Raw genomic sequence first — 16,594 nt, forward strand, 5'->3', positions numbered from 1 at the left:
GACGGAATGAATGCCCTGTCGCGGTGGGCCGATATTTTCCGTCAGGCCGGGCGGTGCGGTGCTTCGGCCCTTGTATTATGCGCCATGATAACGATATACCGTGTTAAATAACGATATGTCGTTTATAAAAGGGGTGCAGGGAGTGAAACTGCAAAGCCTGGAGGGCCTGAAGGTCGTCGATCTGACGACGGGCATGGCCGGCGCCGTTTCGGCGAAGCTGTTGGCCGATATGGGGTGCGATGTGTCGCGGCTGGTTACGGTGGGCCATGATCCGTTCGATGCGATCTATCCGGCGCACCGATTCTGGCGGGATGGTTTGCGGCGGGTCGATGCGGCCGGGCTGGATGCGCTGCTGGCATCGGCCGATATCTGTCTGGTGGGGGGGGAGGATCATCCCGATCTGCCGCCCCGGCCCGACGCGGCGTCCCTGCGGGCGCGGTTTCCACGGCTGGTGGTGGCGGTGATCGATGGCTGGCTGGACCCCGCCGACCGCAGCCCGGCCACCGATAGCCTTGTCCAGGCGCGCACCGGGCTGGCCGGTGAGCAGCTTCCCGACCGGCCGGTGCGTTTCTCCATGGCGCTGCCCAGCTATGGGGCGGCGCTGTTACAGCATATCGGCTTGTGGACGGCGCTGATCGACCGGGAACGTACGGGAAAGGGCTGTCTGGTGCGCACCTCGCTGGAGCAGGGGACGGCGCTGTTCTGGTCGCAGATCTGGATGGAGGCCAGCCGGCCCGACGCCACCTTCGACAAGCTGCCGCCCAAGGGGGTGGAGCATCTGATCTTCGAGTGCGCCGAGGGCGACCATATCCATTTCGTGATGGGCGTGCCGGGTGCCGTGGCCACGGTCTATCGCATCCTTGGCATCGACCAGGAGGTCGACCCCAAGGATCGCGGCACGCCATCGCTGGCGCGCGGTCTGAAAGGCTATTTCGCCGACAAGGCGGTGCTGGAACCGGCGATCAAGCGGTGGAAGCGTCAGGAGTTGCTGGAGGCGTTCTGGGCGGCCGGGCTGCCGGCGGAACCGGTGCTGCGGCCGGGCGAGTTCTGGGACGATGCCCAGATCGCCGCCATCGACGGTCTGGCGCGCGACAGCGAGGGCCGGCGCGGCGTGGCGCTGCCCTTCACCCTGGCCCCGGCCGGCGAGGGGGCGCCCGGGGTGCCGGTGGGCGGTGGGCGGCAGGGGCCGCTGTCGGGCCTGACCATCCTGGACCTGGGCAATTTCATCGCCGGCCCCTTCGCGTCCAAGCATCTGGCCGATTACGGGGCCGATGTGATCAAGGTGGAACCGCCGGATGGGCTGGCCAACCTGACGGGGCTGCGCAATGTCTGGGTTTCCAACCGGGGCAAGCGCAGCATCTGCATCGATCTGAAATCGCCCGCCGGGGCGGGGTTGGTCGAACGGCTTTGCGCCCGTGCCGATGCGGTGCATCACAATTTCCGGCTGGGTGTGGCGGAACGGCTGAACCTGGACCCGGCATGCTTGCGCAAGACCAACCCGTCGCTGGTCACCTTGCAGACCCGCGCCTATGGCGCCAAGGGGCCGCGCGCCCGGCGACCGGGCTTCGACATGGTGATGCAGGCTTTGTGCGGGCATGAATACCGGGCCGGCGGGCAGGGCAACAAGCCCATGTGGTACCGGTCCGCCCTGATCGATTTTGCCACAGGCACGCTGGGCGCCATCGCCCTGCTGGCTGGGCTGTATGAGAAGATGCGCAGCGGGCGCGGGGTGGATGTGGAAACAAGCCTGCTGAACGGTGCGCTGTTCATGATGTCGGAACTGGTGGAGGAGGCGGATGGACACCGCCACGGTGCCCCCGTCCTGAACGCCGATCGCACCGGCTTCCACCCGGCGGAGCAGATTTACGCCGCGGCCGACGGCTGGATCGCGCTTTGCGCGCGCACCGATGCCATGGCGGCGCGGCTGGCGGATGCGTTGGAGGTTGCCGCACCGGCGCGTGCCGACTGGGGGCAGGAGGTGGCGGACGCCATTGCCGCGCGCGCGCAGACCTTCGCCACATCGGCCTTGCTGGACCGGTTGCGCGCGGCGGATGTGTGGTGCGAGCCGTGTACGGGCAATGCCTGGGAAAGGCTGCGCACCGACCCGCAGGCCCGCGCCCGCCATATGGTGATCAGCGCCCCCGACGCCACCTATGGCGAAGTGACCAGCACCTTCGGCCCACTGGTGTCGCTGTCCAGCTGGACGCCGGAGACGTTCCGGTCGGCCCCGGCGGGCGGGGAACATACGCGTGAGATCCTGGCGGGGCTTGGATGCGCGCCGGACGAGATCGAAACCCTTTTCAAGGATGGCGCCGTCGCCTGAGGGCGGCGGTCAGCAGGGGAACTTCGCACATGGCTCTTGAGCTGAACGACCCGTTCTATACCGAGGACGAGGCCCTGTTCGCGCGCACGGTGCGCGCCTTCTATGACAAGGAAATGGATGCCAAGCTGCTGGAGCTGGAAGCGGCGGGCGGTGAGGATCGCGCCTTCTGGGCCAAGGCGGCGGCGGCCGGTCTGGTCGGTGTCGCCATTCCGGAGGAATATGGCGGCCCCGGTGCCAGCCCGATCTTCAATGTCATCCTGTCCTATGAACTGGGCCGGTCGGTCGGGTACGGCACGATCGGCGGCAATATCGCCACCGACCTGGCCAGCATGATCGTCATGGAGGGCGGGACGGAGGCACAGAAGCACGCCCTGGCGCCGCGCATCCTGGCGGGCGCCATCCAGTGCATGGCCCTGACCGAACCGGATGCCGGCAGCGACGCGGCCGCCATCAAGACCGTCGCCCGGCGCGATGGTGACGATTACGTCATCTCCGGTTCCAAGGTCTATATCTCCAACGGGCTGAAGGCTGACCTGCTGTACATCGTCGCCAAGACCGACCCGGCGGCGGGCCTGCGCGGCATGACCATCATCCTGGTCGAAGGCGATGCGCCGGGGTTGAGCCGTCACCGGCTGAAGACTATGGCCTTTCCGGCGGGCGGCGTGGCGTCGCTGTTCCTGGACGAGGTGCGGGTGCCGGTTTCCAATCGCATCGGGGAGGAGGGCGGGGCCGTGGCGCTCTTGTCCAAGACCCTGGCGGTGGACCGGTTGCAGACGGGTGCCCGCGCCCTGGGCCAAGCGGAAATCGCGTTCGAGATGACGCTGGATTACACCCGCCAGCGCAAGGTGCAGGGCAAGCCGCTGTTCGACCTGCAGCATACCAAGATGAAGCTGGCGGAGATGAAGACGGATATCGCCGTCGGCCGGTCGCTGTTCTTCGACCATCTGGGCCGGATGCGCAGCGGTGCCTATTCCACGGTGGATGCCGCCATTTCCAAGAACTGGCTGTGCAAAATGAGTGCGGCGGTGCTGGACCAGTGCGTCCAGCTTTATGGCGGGGCGGGCTTCATGGATGAGATGCCGATCTCCCGCCTCTACACCGCCAACCGGCAATTCCGCTTCGTCGCAGGGACGGAGGAACTCCTGAACCTGCAGATCGCCCGATCCCTTTAAAAACCAATCTGTCCGAGGAAACCCCCGAGATGACCTACGAGACCATCACCTACGAACGCAAGGACCGGCTGGCCTATCTGATGTTCAACCGGCCCGACGCGATGAACACCCTGTCGAACCAGATGGAGGCGGAAATCCGCGCCGCCCTGCTGGAATTCGACCTGGATGATGAGGCCTGGGTGCTGATCATCCATGCCGCTGGCAAGCATTTCTGCGCCGGGGTCGACTTGTCGCAGCACAGTTCCTTCAACCTGAACGCCAATGAGACCGACCGCAAGGCCGGGGCCGTGGATGCCATGAAGCAGGGCCATGTCGGCGGCGCCCAGCATCTGCGCGGCACGGGTGGCGAGGGCTGGATGGGCCGCACCGCCAATTACAAGCCGGTGATCGCCGTGGTCCAGGGCTATGCCCTGGCCGGTGGTGCGCATCTGGCGGCGGAATGCGACATGATCGTCGCATCGGAGGATGCGCAGTTCGGCATCACCGAGACCGTGCGCGGGATGAGCGGGTCGCGCACCTGGGTGAAGATGAACACCTTCATGGCCACCAAGATCGCCAGCGAAATGCTGATCACCGGCCGGCGCTTCCCGGCGTCGGAGCTGTACCGGCTGGGTTTCATCAACCGGCTGACGCCCAATGGCGAGCAGCTGAAGGTGGCGGAGGAACTGGCCGCCCTGGTGCTGGCGGTGCCGCCGCTGGCGGCGCGCGACGGCGTGCGTGCCACGCGCAAGCAGTGGGTCAACAAGGCCACCGACCTTGACTACCACATGCAGCTGTCGCGCCTGGACCTGACGGAGGATTTCGCCGAGGCGGGCCGGGCGTTCAAGGAGAAGCGCAAGCCGGTGTACAAGGCGCGGTAGGCTGGGGTTTGCGCAAAGGCATTCCGTCAATCACCAGCCTGCCTCTTCCGCGAAAGTTTGGGCTGTGAGGGTTTCCCCCTCACTACCGTCACCCCGGCGAAGGCCGGGGCCCAAGTGACAAGCACATTGCTCTACGACATGGGCCCCGGCCTTCGCCGGGGTGACGGTAGATATTGATGGAACCCTCACGGCCCAGAACTTTCACGGGGAAGGCAGGTTGGCACAGCGGTCGGGTTTACCGTCCCCGCGGGTTGTCTCCACCCGACAGGCAGAAGGCCTTCACCTCCTGCAAGGCCGCCAGATAGCGGTCATGGTTGGCGGCGACGCGGTCGGTGGGGCCGATCAGCGACAGGGCCAGCGGCCCGAAGCCGAAATCGGCGGAGACGGCCAGGCTGCTGATACCGTCGCCACCTTCTTCATTGGCGGTGTACCAGCCACGCTCCCGCGACATGGCGAGTTCATCTTCGATATCCCGTGGATTGGTCTTGGTGGCGGGACTGAAGGATTTCAGGGGGCGCAGGCGCAGCAGGCGGGCCACCTCCGCCTCGTCCAGCATGCCCAGCAGGGCCTTGCCCAGGGAGGTGGCATGCAGGCTGGCACGGTGGCCGGCGGCCACGACATAGCGCAGGCGGTGGGTGCCCTCGTTCAGGGCCAGCACCTTGGCGGCGCCGTCATCGATGACGCCCACCGCCGAGGTCTCCCCCGACCGTTCGGCGAGCAGGGTGGCGGCCTCCGTCGAGAATGCCCCCAGCGGGTCGTTCTGGGCGATGGCCGATGCGGCACTCATCAGCCGGCCGGTCGGGTAGTAGCGCCGGCTGGTGGCGGTGCGCGCGACATAGCCGATGGCCAGCAGGGAGTTCAGCAGGTCCGAGCAGCTGCTTTCCGGCAGGTCGAGCAGCCGGGCCAGTTCCGACTTCGACAATTCCCGCCTCTCGCGGGCGAAAGTCTCGAAAACCGCCAGGGTGCGGGCGGCGGCCGGGACGGTCACCGTGGGCGGCGACAGGTCGTCGACGATGCGTTTGGCGGCAGGTGCCGCCTTGGTTTTCGGTTCGGAGCTGGTTGTCTTCATCTGAGACGCCGCAAGGGTTGGGAGGGATGGGGAGGGGAAGGCGCCAGGCACGGCCTGTCGCGCTCCGGAGAGTAGGTTGAAACTTATACTACCAGCTAACCGCATCTTCGACGCTAGTCAAATGTCACGATTAGGTGAAGCCATCCGCAGGTGACCGGAGAATGTGGGCAGCGGGCGACCCCCCGCTCCGGTGGTAAGGGCAGGGAACGACGGGCTGGTGTCCGCGGAAAACCTTCATTGCCGCTGGTCCGCTGTCATAGGACATTTCCACAATCATTCGGCTGCTGTTGCGATTGACTGAATGAACGAAGTATCGTAGCTTCCAACGAAATGCCGCAGATCATGAATATCGACACAACAGCGGCGATCCGAAAGGGGAGGAAAATGGTAAAGTTGCGTGCTCCTGGGACCTCTACGCGGCTGTGGCGGCTGTCGATGGTCCTGCTGGCCGGTGCAAGCGGCCTGATGCTGTGCGGCCCGGCCTCCGTGGCGATGGCGCAGCAGGCGAGCGAACCGGCAGACAGCTTCCAGCTTGAAGAGATCGTGGTGACGGCCCAGCGCCGCAGCGAAAGCCTGCAGAGCGTGCCGGTCACGGTCAGTGCTGTCACCGCCGACATGCTGGAAAGCCGGAACATGCGGTCCAACGAGGACCTGAATGTCTCGGTCCCCAACCTGAACATCCAGCGGGCCAGCGGCCCGGTGACGCCGTTCCTGCGCGGTATCGGCAACAACTCCACCAATCCCGGCCAGGAACAGAATGTCGCCATCTATGTGGACGGCATCTATTACGCCTCCATGTCGGCGGACGTGGCGTCGTTCAACAATGTCGAACGGATCGAGGTGCTGAAGGGTCCGCAGGGTACGCTGTTCGGCCGCAATACCACGGGCGGCCTGATCCAGATCGTCACCAAGGACCCGTCGCGGGAATTCAGCGGCAAGGCCGGCATCGGCTATGGCAACTACAACACGCTGCGTGGCAATCTCTATGTCACCGGTGCCGTGACCGACACCATCGCCGCCGATCTGGCCATGAACGGACAGAAGCAGAATGACGGCTGGGGCAATAATGTCGTCACCGGCAAGAAGGTGCATTACCGCAACGACTTCAATGTCCGCAGCAAGTGGCTGTGGGACCCGTCGGAGGTGACGCGGGTCACGCTGTCGGCCGATTACAGCTTTACCCAGGATGATGTCGGGTCCGGGCGCCAGATCCTGCGGGACCTGCCCGCCCTGCCGGCGACCTTCAACAACTACGCGTTCAACGGCAACATCTATGATGTCAGCGGCGACGCGTCGGAACCCGACAAGACGAAGACCGGCGGCATCTCCCTGAACGCCCGGCATGATTTCGACGCGTTCAGCATCGTCAACATCGCCGCCTTCCGCAAGCTGGTGCGCAACAGCGTGCTGGATCTGGAGAATACGCCGGCGCCGCGTTCACGCGCCGATGGCTATGACGAGACGACGGAGACGTTCAGCAACGAATTTCAGGTGCTGTCGCCCGTTGGCGCCCCGGTTTCCTGGATCGCCGGTGTCTATTATTTCTGGGCCGATGCGCGGGCCGATCCGATCCAGATCTGGAATATCGGCCTGGGCCCGGCGCTGTACCAGCGCATCGATGACAGCCTGAAGACCAATTCCTATTCGGCCTTCGCCCAGGCCACCTTCCCGATCTTCGGCGACCGGACCAAGCTGACGACGGGTGTGCGCTATACCCGCGACAACAAGTCGATCACCGGCACGATCAATACCGCACTGGCCACCATCGCCACCGCCGACCAGTCGACCCATTGGGGCAAGGCCACCTGGCGCGCCTCGCTGGATCACAAGCTGACCGACAATGTCATGGCCTATGCCAGCTTCTCCACCGGTTTCAAGAGCGGCGTGTACAACGCCACTTCGCCCACCCAGGCGCCGGTGAACCCGGAGAAGATCCAGGCCTATGAGGTGGGTCTGAAGTCCGACCTGCTGGACCGGCGGCTGCGCCTGAACGGTGCCGGCTATTTCTACCAGTATGACGATATCCAGGTGTCGAAATTCACCGGCCTGGGCATCAGCCAGCAGAACGCCGCCTCGGCGGAGATCAAGGGGCTGGAGGTGGAGATCGACGCCTATCTGCTGGAAAATCTCCGCCTGAATGGCGGCGCGTCGATCCAGAAGAGCGAGTTCACGGAATTCCCCGGTGCCGTGTCCTTTGTGCGTGGTGCCAACGGCTTGGGCGTGCAGACCACCATCGACGCCACGGGCAACAGCCTGCCGCGTGCCCCGGACATGACCATGAACCTGGGCTTCGAATATACCCACGATCTGGCCGGCGGGTCGGAGCTGAGCTTCAACGGCGCCTTCTATCATAATGACGGCTTCTTCTGGGATGCCGACAACCGGCTGAAGCAGCCGTCTTACAACCTGATCAATGCCTCGATCGCCTGGACGTCCCCGGACGGCAATACCCGCGTGCGGCTGTGGGGCGCCAACCTGGGCAACAAGGAATATTACACCTACGTCTCGTCGGGGAACGGCAACCCCGATGCGGGTTCGCCCGGTGCGCCGCGCACCTACGGCATCACCCTGGATTACAGCTTCTAAGGGTCTTGGGCGTGCTGCCGGCTGGCAGTACGCCTGAGCAGGGAAGGTCAGCAAATGACTCTTCGACAACAAGCATTGGATGAGGCCGCATCCGTTCTGGAACGGTGCGGCGGCCATCTGATCGATGGTGACTGGTCGACGGATGCACGATCCATCGACATCACGGAACCGGCGCAGGGCGTGCGGATCGGCGCCATTGCCGGCGGCGGGGTGGAAGAGGTCGATCGGGCCGTCGCCGCCGCGCGCCGGGCCTTTGAGACCGGCCCCTGGCGGACCATGGCGCCGGGCGAGCGGACCAGGATCCTGTGGCGGGCCGGCGACATGATCGAGGCGCGGGCCGATGCCATCGCCCGGCTGGAAACGCTGGATGTCGGCATGCCGCATGCCAAGGCAATGGGCCTGGTGTGCGGCACGGCGGAGATGTTCCGCTACAGTGCAGGCTGGTGTACCAAGCTGCATGGCGACGCTGCCGACATGGTGATGCCCACCGGCATTTTCCATTCCTATACAAGGCGGGAACCGGCGGGGGTGGCGGCCCTGATCACCCCCTGGAACACGCCCTTCGCCCTGGCCGGCAACAAGAGTGCCACGGCCCTGTCGGCGGGATGCACCGTCGTGCTGAAGCCGGCGGAGGACACACCACTGAGTGCCATGGCGCTGGCCGAGGTGCTGCGTGAGGCCGGCGTGCCGCCGGGCGTGTTCAATCTGGTCAACGGGCGCGGCGATGTGGTGGGGGCCGCACTTGCCAGCCATGCCGATGTGGACAAGGTGGGCTTCACCGGTTCCACCGCCGTGGGCAAGCGCATCGTGCAGGCCGCCCTTGGCAATATGAAGCGCGTGACCCTGGAACTGGGCGGCAAGTCGCCGGTCGTGGTGTTCGACGATGCCGATATCGCCCGCCATGCCGCCACCATCGCCAATGGTGTGTTCTCCAACAGCGGCCAGATGTGCGTGGCGGGTTCCCGCGTCTTCGTGCATCGCAGCCGCCATGACGAGCTGGTGGCGGCACTTGCCGCCTATGCCCGTGGGCTGAAGATCGGCGACGGGTTTGCGGCGGAAACCCAGATCGGCCCGCTGATCTCCGACCGGCAGTTGCGCCGGGTGGAAGAACTGGTGGCGGCCGGTGTGGCTGAGGGCGCGCAGGCCATTGCCGGCGGTATCCGGCTGGACCAGCCCGGCTTCTATTTCACGCCCACCGTGCTGACGGCGCCCAAGCCCGGTGCGCGCATCCTGAGGGAGGAGATTTTCGGCCCCGTGGTGAACGTCATCCCGTTCGAGGATGAGGAAGAGGTGGTGGCGGCCGCCAACGACACCGACTATGGCCTGGCCGCCGCTGTCTATACAGGATCGGCGCAGCGTGGGCACCGGCTGGCGCGGCGCCTGCGGGCCGGCACGGTCTGGATCAATACCCAGCTGGTGATGAACCCGATCATGCCCTTCGGCGGGTTCCGGCAATCGGGCTGGGGCCGTGAATTCGGCCTGGCTGGCGTCGATGCCTATACCGAACTGAAAACCGTCATAACCCCCGCGTGAGAATGTCCATGTCCCAGATGAACATCCACAACACGGCCGCCGGTGGTCCGTACCTGCTGAATATCTGGTACGCCGCCGCCTTCAGCCATGAGGTTACGCATGAAGGCCCCGTGCCGCGCACCATCTGCGGCAAGCATGTGGTGCTCTATCGCACCGATGCGGGGGAACCGGTGGCTCTGCAGGATCGCTGCGTGCATCGCGGCGTGCCCCTGTCGGCCGGCGGCAAGGTGGAGGGCGACGCCATCCGCTGCCCCTATCACGGCCTGCTGTTCGACGGGAAGGGGGCGTGTGTCGAGATCCCCGGCCAGGACCGCATCCCGCCCACCGCACGGGTCAAATCCTATCCGGTGGTGGAACGCGACGCGCTGATCTGGATCTGGATGGGCGATCCCGCCCTGGCCGATCCGGCCAAGGCGCCTTCTTACGAGTTCCATAGCAGCGACAAATGGAACTACCGCACGCGGACCTATGATTTCGCGGCCAATTACCTGCTGCTGCTGGACAATCTGATGGACCTGACCCATGTCGGCTATGTCCACAAGATGGTGGGCGGCAGCGAGAATCTGCATTCCGATGCCCGCACCAGTGTCGGCGGCGACGATACGCATGCGGTGATCGTGTCCCGCGAGATCGCCAATTGCCCGGCCCCGCCGCAATATGTCAACGCGCTGGGTCATGACGGTCTGATCGACCGCTGGCAGGACATCTATTTCGACCCCAGCCGTATCTGGATCTGGTCGGGCGGGCAGAAGGCCGGCACCGGTGCCTTGGAGGGTAAGCGCGAGGGCGTGCAGTTCATGACCTTCCACGCCATCACCCCGGTGGATGAGGGACGGTCGCGCTATCATTTCTCCGTCGCCTGGAATTTCGGCCTGGGGAACGAGGCGCTGGCGGAGAAGATGGTGGCCGGTGCGGACTTCACCGTGCTGGAGGACAAGGTCATCATCGAGGCGCAGGCCAGGCGCATGCAGGAAGATCCGGACATCTTCGTCGATATCCGGTCCGATGCCGGCCAGATCAATGTCCGCCGCGTCCTGGGCCGCCTGTTCGAGGCGGATGTTGCCGCCGGTCACGGCTGACATCATGCAGGGCTATGATTACATCGTTGTCGGGGCCGGGTCGGCCGGCTGCGCCCTGGCGGCGCGGCTGTCGCAGGACCCGGCGGCCCGCGTTCTGCTGCTGGAGGCGGGGCATCGGCCGCGCGGCTGGATGCGCGACATGCCGGCCGCCATCAAGCAGACCATGCAGCGCGCCGACCTGGACTGGGGCTTCAAGAGCGAGCCGGAGCCCGGTTTGAACGGCCGCCAGCTGGCGCTGCTGCGTGGCAAGACCGTGGGTGGCTGTTCGCAGATCAACGGCATGATGTATGCGCGCGGCCACCCCACCGACTATGACGACTGGGCCGCACTGGGCAATCGCGGCTGGTCCTATCGCGACGTCCTGCCCTATTTCCGCCGGCTGGAGGATAGCTGGGCGGGAGAAGGGGCGTTTCACGGCACCGGCGGGCCGCTGGGCGTCAGCCGCCCGAAGGAGGCGGCGCTGATGATGGACCGGTTCCGCCGGGCCACGCAGGCGGCGGGATATCCCGGCAGCGACGATTACCATAGCGACCCGGTGGAAGGGTTCACGCCCATCGAACTGACGGTGGCACGGGGGCGGCGGGCCAATACCGGTTCGGCCTATCTGGCGCCCGTGCTGTCGCGGCCCAACCTGACCCTGCTGACCGGTGCCCATCTGGCCCGTGTGGTCATTGAGCGGGGCCGGGCCACCGGCGTGGAATTCATCAAGGATGGTCAGCGGGAGAAGGTGGCGGCGACGGGGGAGGTGATCCTGTCCGGCGGTACCTATGGTTCGGCCCAGATGCTGATGCTGTCGGGCGTGGGGCCGGCGCGGTCGCTGGCGGCGGCCGGCGTGAAGACCATCCATGACGCGCCGGAGGTGGGGCGCAATCTGGTCGAACATCCCATGTTCTACATGCAGTTCGCGGCCAGCGGCGGCACCTTCCGCGACCAGCTGCGGCTGGACCGGGCCCTGGTTTCCGTCCTGCGCTGGGCATTGGCCGGCGACGGCCCGTTCGCCACCAATGCCTGCGCCGGCAATATCTATCTGAAGACGGAAAGGGGGCTGGACCGGCCGGATATCCAGCTGGGCCTGCCGACGCTGGCCATGGGATCGGGGATCTGGACACCCTGGTCACGCACCAAGCCGCCGCACGGGTTGAGCGTGGGGGTGATTGGTCTCTATCAGGACAGCCGGGGCATGGTCGAATTGCGGTCTTCCGAGCCGCTGGCGGCACCGCGCATCCAGCTGAACCTGATGACGCAGGCCGCCGACATCCGTCGGATGATCGCCGGCATCCGCCAGACAAGGGCCATCTATGCCCAGACGCCGCTGGCGGAAATCCTGCTGAAGGAACTGTCGCCGGGGGCGGATACCGCGTCCGATGCGGAACTGGAGGCGGCACTGCGCGCCACCTGTGCCACCGCGCACCATCCAGTAGGCACCTGCCGCATGGGCACGGATGCGGGGGCGGTCGTTGATCCGGCCCTGCGCGTGCGCGGGGTGGAACGGCTGCGCGTGGCCGATGCCGCCATCATGCCGACCATCGTGGGCGGCAATACCAATGTCCCCGCCATCATGATCGGCGAGAAAGCCGCCGACCTGATCCGCTTCGGGGAACAGTACCACACGGATGCCGCCTGATCTTTCGGGCTGATATTCCGGTATGCCGTGACAATACGCGGAATTTCGGCAATCATTCAGGCGGCGAACATTGAAGATGAAGGAGCGTACTCATGGCTGGTGAGGACTTCAACGCCGTCCTGACGGATGTTCGGCCCGGTTCCCCCATGCATGACATGATGCGCCGGTACTGGCTGCCGGCCTTCCTGTCGCGCGATCTGCCCGAGCCGGATAGCGACCCGATGCGGGTCACCCTGCTGGGCAAGGATTTCGTCGCCTTCCGCGACAATGAGGGCAGGCTGGGCCTGCTGGACGAACATTGCTGCCACCGCGGCGCCTCGCTGTGCCTGGGGCGGGTGGAGGGAGGCGGGGTCACCTGCATCTATCACGGCTGGAAATTCGCCGTGGACGGGTCCGTCATCGACATGCCCAATGTCCGGGAAGAAAAGGTGCAGGCCCGCATCAAGCAGCCGGCATATCCGGTGGTGGAAAAGGGCGGCATCGCCTGGGCCTATCTGGGCCCCAAGGACCAGCAGCCGCCCATGCCCGACCTGGGCCTGTTCGACGTCCCGCCGGAGAACAGCTTCGTGGAGATCGTCGTCTGTTCAGCCAATTATACCCGCCTGCTGGAGGGTGTCCTGGACAGTTCCCATACCGGGGTGCTGCATTCCGACGCCATCAAGGCGGTGCGCAAGGGGGAGGGGCCGGCACCCGTGCTGGGCGGCCATACCCGTTCCTCCTTCGGGGCGCAGATCACCGAGGACCGGGCGCCCAGGCTGGAGGTGCAGGATACCGATTACGGCCTGCGCTATGCCGCCATCCGGGATCTGGTGGATGACAAGGGAGAACAGCGGGCCATGGCGCGCATCTCCGCCTTCGCCTTCCCGGCCTATGTCTTCTCCCCGCCTGACAATATCCTGCTGTTCGCCTGCCCGGTGGATAATGAACGCACGCATTTCTTCATGATCTGGTGGGACCCGACGCGGGCCATCGGCGTGGGCCAGGCGCTGCAGGAACTGCGCACCTATTACGGGGTGGATGACGAGGCCATGGATTATTGGGGCCTGAGCCGCGCCACCCATGATCTGCCCGACCGCCCCAACCGCCGCAATGGCTGGCGCCAGCGCCGCGACGCGATGCGGTCGGGGGAGAGCTTCACGGGGCTTTACCGCTTCATCCCGGAGGATTTCATCGTATCCGCCTCCATGCCGCCTGCCGCCGCCCGGCACCGCGAACATCTGGTCCAGGCCGATCTGGCGGTGGCCCGCTATCGCCGCCTGCTGGTGGAAAACGCCCTGCGGGTGCGCGATGGCGGGGAGCCGGTGGGCCTGAAGCCCCGCCATCGCCCCCGCGCCATCGCCGGCGAGGTGACGAACCGTCCCTGGGCCAGCCTGTTCGAGGAAGAGAAGGATGATGGTTTGCTGGAGGCAGCAGGTTAACCCCCGCCTTAGGCTCGAAACCCCGCCTGGGGTACTCCCGACTAAGGGCTTCCGTCCGGTGGACGGAAGCCTGCTCTTTTACGGAAGAGGCGGGAGGTGAAAACAACGAAGGAACGTGACCTGCTCCAGCGGGTCGCAAACAAAAAGTGGCAGCAGGAGGATCACGGGATGACGAGCGCCATCGATGACCGGCGGGATGAGCAGGCGGGCGCGGAAGGTCCCGGTCGCATGCAGGAAATCCTGGCGGAGTTCAGGCAGGGCTGGCTGGTGCTGCTGGCCGGCGTCATCGGGGCCGGTGTGGGCGTGCTGACCGCCATCAATTCCCTGGCCGTCATGATGCGCTTCCTGGAAGCCGAATTCGGCTGGGGGCGCAGCCAGGTGGCCATCGCCGGCAGCTTCTTCACCCTGGGCCTGTTCCTGGCGGGACCGTGGATGGGCCGGTTCTACGACCGGTACGGCGTGCGCAAGGTGGGGCCGATCTCCGTCATCATGCTGGCGTCGATCTTCGTCGGCCTGACCCAGGTGCAGGGGCCGGTCTGGGTGCTCTATATCGGCTATCTGGCCCTGGGCCTGCTGGGGGCGGGCACCAGCTACATCGCCTATTCGCGGGCGGTGAACACCTGGTTCCAGAAAGGGCGCGGCCTGGCCCTGGCCATCACCATGTCGGGCACGGCCTTGGCCTCGGCCATTCAGCCGCTGATCCTGCCGCAATTCGTGGAGGAACATGGCTGGCGGGCGGGGTATCTCGCCCTGGCGGCCACGGCCCTGGTGGCGCTGCCGCTGATGCTGTTCGTGGTGCGCGAACGGCCGCGCCCGCAGGCGGAGCGCAAAAGCCTGGAGGGCATGAAGGCCGGCGACGCCCTGCGCACCCGCGCGTTCTGGAGCATGGCGATCGGCATCTTCTGCGTCGGCATGGCTTTGGTCGGCGTGCATCTGCACCTGATGCCCTTGCTGACCGACATGGGGGCGAGCAAGGAGGATGCGGCCTATGCCTTCGCCCTGGTCGGCGGCGGCGTGCTGGCCGGACGTTTCATCACCGGTGCCCTGCTGGACAGCTTCCATGCGCCGTTCGTGGCCATGTCGCTGTTCCTGCTGCCGGTATGCGGCCTGGTGCTGTTCTATTTCTTTGGCCTGCCGGTCACGCCGATCCTGGCTTTGTGCTTCGGCATCGCCACGGGGGCGGAGGCCGATGTGCTGGGATACCTCGCCAGCCGGTATTTCGGCATGAAATCCTACTCTGAGATCTTCGGCTGGCTGTTCGGCTTCATGGCGCTGGGGAGCGCCAGCGGGCCGCTGCTGACCGGCTTTCTCTATGATAGTTTTCACAATTACGGCTACAGCCTGGTCGCCACGGGCGTGCTGTGCCTGACCGCGTCCATCCTGTTCGGCAGCATCGGCCGGTATCCGAAGAACTTCATGTCCTGATCATTGCGGGATGGACGCTGCCCGGCGCCGGTGACGGTATGTACAAGAAAGCCCGGAATCCCGTATGAATCCATTCCGGTGCCGGCCGGATGGGGCGTGTCGATCAGATGCTGCGTGATGACGGGAATGACGCGACCGGGGCGGGCCTGCTCGCCAGGGAAATGCAATGGCTGGACGCGGTGATCATGTTCCGGCTCAATCCGGACAGGGTGGATGGCTTCCCGGTGCCGCCCTCCATCCTGGACGGGGGCGGTTCCTATGCGGCCCTGCTGCGCCGCCTGCGGCTGGATGCGGCGGAACGGCTGGTGCTGATCCTGGCGCTGGCACCCTATCTGGCGCCTGAGCAACTGGACCCTTTCCTGCTCCGCAACGAGGCGACGGGACGACCTTTCAGCGAATTCGGCGGTTTGAGCGGGCAGGTGCATGCCGGCTTCCTGCCCACCGCGCAAACGGCCCTTTATCTGCTGGCCGGGCACGACCTGGATGCGCGCCTGCGCCACCAGCGGCTGTTCACCGCCGACGGCCGTCTGGTCGCGGACGGGCTCATCGACCTGGATCGGCGGGAGGCGCTGGAGCCGCCGCTGGCCGCGATCCTGCGGCCGGGGATCGCCTGGCAGGAACGGCTGCTGGGCGGGAACGAGGCGGAGCCGGCGGCGGGCCCGGGCTTCCCCGCCACCCGGATCACCACCCCGCTGGGCTGGGAGGATCTGGTGCTGGACGATCGCACGCGGCGGCAGGTGGAAACCGTCCGCGCCTGGATCCGCCATGCGGGAACGCTGATGCGGGATCCGGACCTGTCCCGCCGGTTGAAGCCGGGATACCGCTGCCTGTTCCATGGACCGCCCGGCACCGGCAAGACGCTGACCGCCTGCCTGCTGGGCAAGGCCCACGACCTGCCCGTCTATCGGGTGGATTTGTCGCGGGTGGTGTCCAAATGGGTCGGCGAGACGGAGAAGAACCTGGCCGCCTTGTTCGATCAGGCCCAGCACCGGGACTGGATATTGTTCTTCGACGAGGCGGAAGCCCTGTTCGGCAAGCGCACGGAAAGCCAGTCCGCCAATGACCGGTCGGCGAACCAGCAAATCTCCTACCTGCTGCAACGGCTGGAGGATTTTCCCGGTTTGACCATCCTGGCCACCAACAACCGGGCGCACATGGACGAGGCATTCTCCCGCCGCTTCCAGTCGGTGGTGCATTTCCCCATGCCCGACGCCGATGCCCGGTTGCGCCTGTGGCGGGAAACCTTCCGCACGGGTGCGGTGGGACTGGCGGACGATGTCGATTTCGCGCGGCTTGCGGCCCGCCACGACCTGACGGGCGGGGCGATCGCCAATATTCTTCGCCATGCCTGCCTGACGGCCCTGGACCGTGCGCTGCCGGTTATCCAGGCGGCCGACCTTGCACAGGGGATCCGGGAGGAGATGCAGAAGGAAGGCCGCTTCCTGTCGTAGAAGCGAAAAAACCATCAACACATGCACGAGTTGGCTGTATGCTGCATGCAATCC

The 16,594-nt window shown here is 65.8% G+C and carries 11 protein-coding genes; 10 read left to right on the forward strand and 1 reads right to left on the reverse strand.

Features of this window, described 5'->3' with window-relative positions; genetic code table 11:
• Positions 1-142: 142 nt before the first annotated feature.
• Genes ACM9HJ_RS00955 through ACM9HJ_RS00965 form a run of 3 tightly spaced genes read left to right on the forward strand, consistent with a single transcriptional unit; the run spans position 143 to position 4,355 of the window.
• Positions 143-2,323: a CoA transferase gene (locus ACM9HJ_RS00955; protein ID WP_416569793.1), complete on the forward strand. Its 2,181-nt coding sequence runs from the start codon at positions 143-145 to the stop codon at positions 2,321-2,323.
• A gap of 29 nt (positions 2,324-2,352) precedes the next feature.
• Positions 2,353-3,495 (forward strand): acyl-CoA dehydrogenase family protein, encoded by a 1,143-nt coding sequence (locus ACM9HJ_RS00960; protein ID WP_416569794.1) that lies wholly within the window; start codon positions 2,353-2,355, stop codon positions 3,493-3,495.
• 29 nt (positions 3,496-3,524) lie between these two features.
• Positions 3,525-4,355, forward strand: coding sequence for an enoyl-CoA hydratase/isomerase family protein (locus ACM9HJ_RS00965; protein ID WP_416569795.1), 831 nt, complete (start codon positions 3,525-3,527; stop codon positions 4,353-4,355).
• Between the two features lie 235 nt (positions 4,356-4,590).
• Here ACM9HJ_RS00965 and ACM9HJ_RS00970 read toward each other — a convergent pair whose 3' ends face one another.
• Positions 4,591-5,424, reverse strand: coding sequence for an IclR family transcriptional regulator (locus ACM9HJ_RS00970; RefSeq protein ID WP_416569796.1), 834 nt, complete (start codon positions 5,422-5,424; stop codon positions 4,591-4,593).
• Positions 5,425-5,817: 393 nt separating this feature from the next.
• Between ACM9HJ_RS00970 and ACM9HJ_RS00975 the strand changes: the two genes are divergently transcribed.
• The 7 genes from ACM9HJ_RS00975 to ACM9HJ_RS01005 all read left to right on the forward strand — a co-directional run bounded on the left by ACM9HJ_RS00975 (position 5,818) and on the right by ACM9HJ_RS01005 (position 16,540).
• The gene (locus ACM9HJ_RS00975) at positions 5,818-8,010 is read left to right on the forward strand and encodes a TonB-dependent receptor (protein ID WP_416569797.1); all 2,193 of its coding nucleotides are present in this window, start codon (positions 5,818-5,820) and stop codon (positions 8,008-8,010) included.
• Positions 8,011-8,064: 54 nt separating this feature from the next.
• Entirely contained in the window at positions 8,065-9,543 is a 1,479-nt protein-coding gene (locus ACM9HJ_RS00980) for an aldehyde dehydrogenase family protein (RefSeq protein ID WP_416569798.1), read from the forward strand.
• Positions 9,544-9,551: 8 nt separating this feature from the next.
• Positions 9,552-10,622 carry a Rieske 2Fe-2S domain-containing protein gene (locus tag ACM9HJ_RS00985; protein WP_416569799.1) on the forward strand — a complete coding sequence of 357 codons (1,071 nt, stop codon included), beginning with the start codon at positions 9,552-9,554 and terminating at the stop codon, positions 10,620-10,622.
• 4 nt (positions 10,623-10,626) lie between these two features.
• A complete protein-coding gene (locus ACM9HJ_RS00990) occupies positions 10,627-12,246 on the forward strand; it encodes a GMC family oxidoreductase (protein ID WP_416569800.1) in 1,620 nt (539 codons plus the stop codon).
• 92 nt (positions 12,247-12,338) lie between these two features.
• Positions 12,339-13,664, forward strand: a complete 1,326-nt coding sequence (locus ACM9HJ_RS00995; RefSeq protein ID WP_416569801.1) for a Rieske 2Fe-2S domain-containing protein — start codon at positions 12,339-12,341, stop codon at positions 13,662-13,664.
• A gap of 168 nt (positions 13,665-13,832) precedes the next feature.
• Positions 13,833-15,089 (forward strand): MFS transporter, encoded by a 1,257-nt coding sequence (locus ACM9HJ_RS01000; RefSeq protein ID WP_416569802.1) that lies wholly within the window; start codon positions 13,833-13,835, stop codon positions 15,087-15,089.
• An 89-nt stretch (positions 15,090-15,178) separates the two neighbouring features.
• Positions 15,179-16,540, forward strand: a complete 1,362-nt coding sequence (locus ACM9HJ_RS01005) for an ATP-binding protein (protein ID WP_416569803.1) — start codon at positions 15,179-15,181, stop codon at positions 16,538-16,540.
• The last annotated feature ends 54 nt before the right edge of the window (positions 16,541-16,594 follow it).

It is taken from the genome of Niveispirillum sp. KHB5.9 (assembly GCF_048066115.1).
In the GTDB taxonomy this organism is placed as follows: Bacteria; Pseudomonadota; Alphaproteobacteria; order Azospirillales; family Azospirillaceae; genus Niveispirillum.

What these genes read in the sequence shown, in the direction of transcription:
- ACM9HJ_RS00990 (WP_416569800.1), top strand. Translation starts at nt 10,627, where the DNA reads ATGCAGGGCTATGATTACATCGTTGTCGGGGCCGGGTCGGCCGGCTGC.
- ACM9HJ_RS01005 (WP_416569803.1), top strand. Translation starts at nt 15,179, where the DNA reads ATGGGGCGTGTCGATCAGATGCTGCGTGATGACGGGAATGACGCGACC.
- ACM9HJ_RS00965 (WP_416569795.1), top strand. Translation starts at nt 3,525, where the DNA reads ATGACCTACGAGACCATCACCTACGAACGCAAGGACCGGCTGGCCTAT.
- ACM9HJ_RS01000 (WP_416569802.1), top strand. Translation starts at nt 13,833, where the DNA reads ATGACGAGCGCCATCGATGACCGGCGGGATGAGCAGGCGGGCGCGGAA.
- ACM9HJ_RS00980 (WP_416569798.1), top strand. Translation starts at nt 8,065, where the DNA reads ATGACTCTTCGACAACAAGCATTGGATGAGGCCGCATCCGTTCTGGAA.
- ACM9HJ_RS00960 (WP_416569794.1), top strand. Translation starts at nt 2,353, where the DNA reads ATGGCTCTTGAGCTGAACGACCCGTTCTATACCGAGGACGAGGCCCTG.
- ACM9HJ_RS00985 (WP_416569799.1), top strand. Translation starts at nt 9,552, where the DNA reads ATGTCCCAGATGAACATCCACAACACGGCCGCCGGTGGTCCGTACCTG.
- ACM9HJ_RS00995 (WP_416569801.1), top strand. Translation starts at nt 12,339, where the DNA reads ATGGCTGGTGAGGACTTCAACGCCGTCCTGACGGATGTTCGGCCCGGT.
- ACM9HJ_RS00970 (WP_416569796.1), bottom strand. Translation starts at nt 5,424, where the DNA reads ATGAAGACAACCAGCTCCGAACCGAAAACCAAGGCGGCACCTGCCGCC.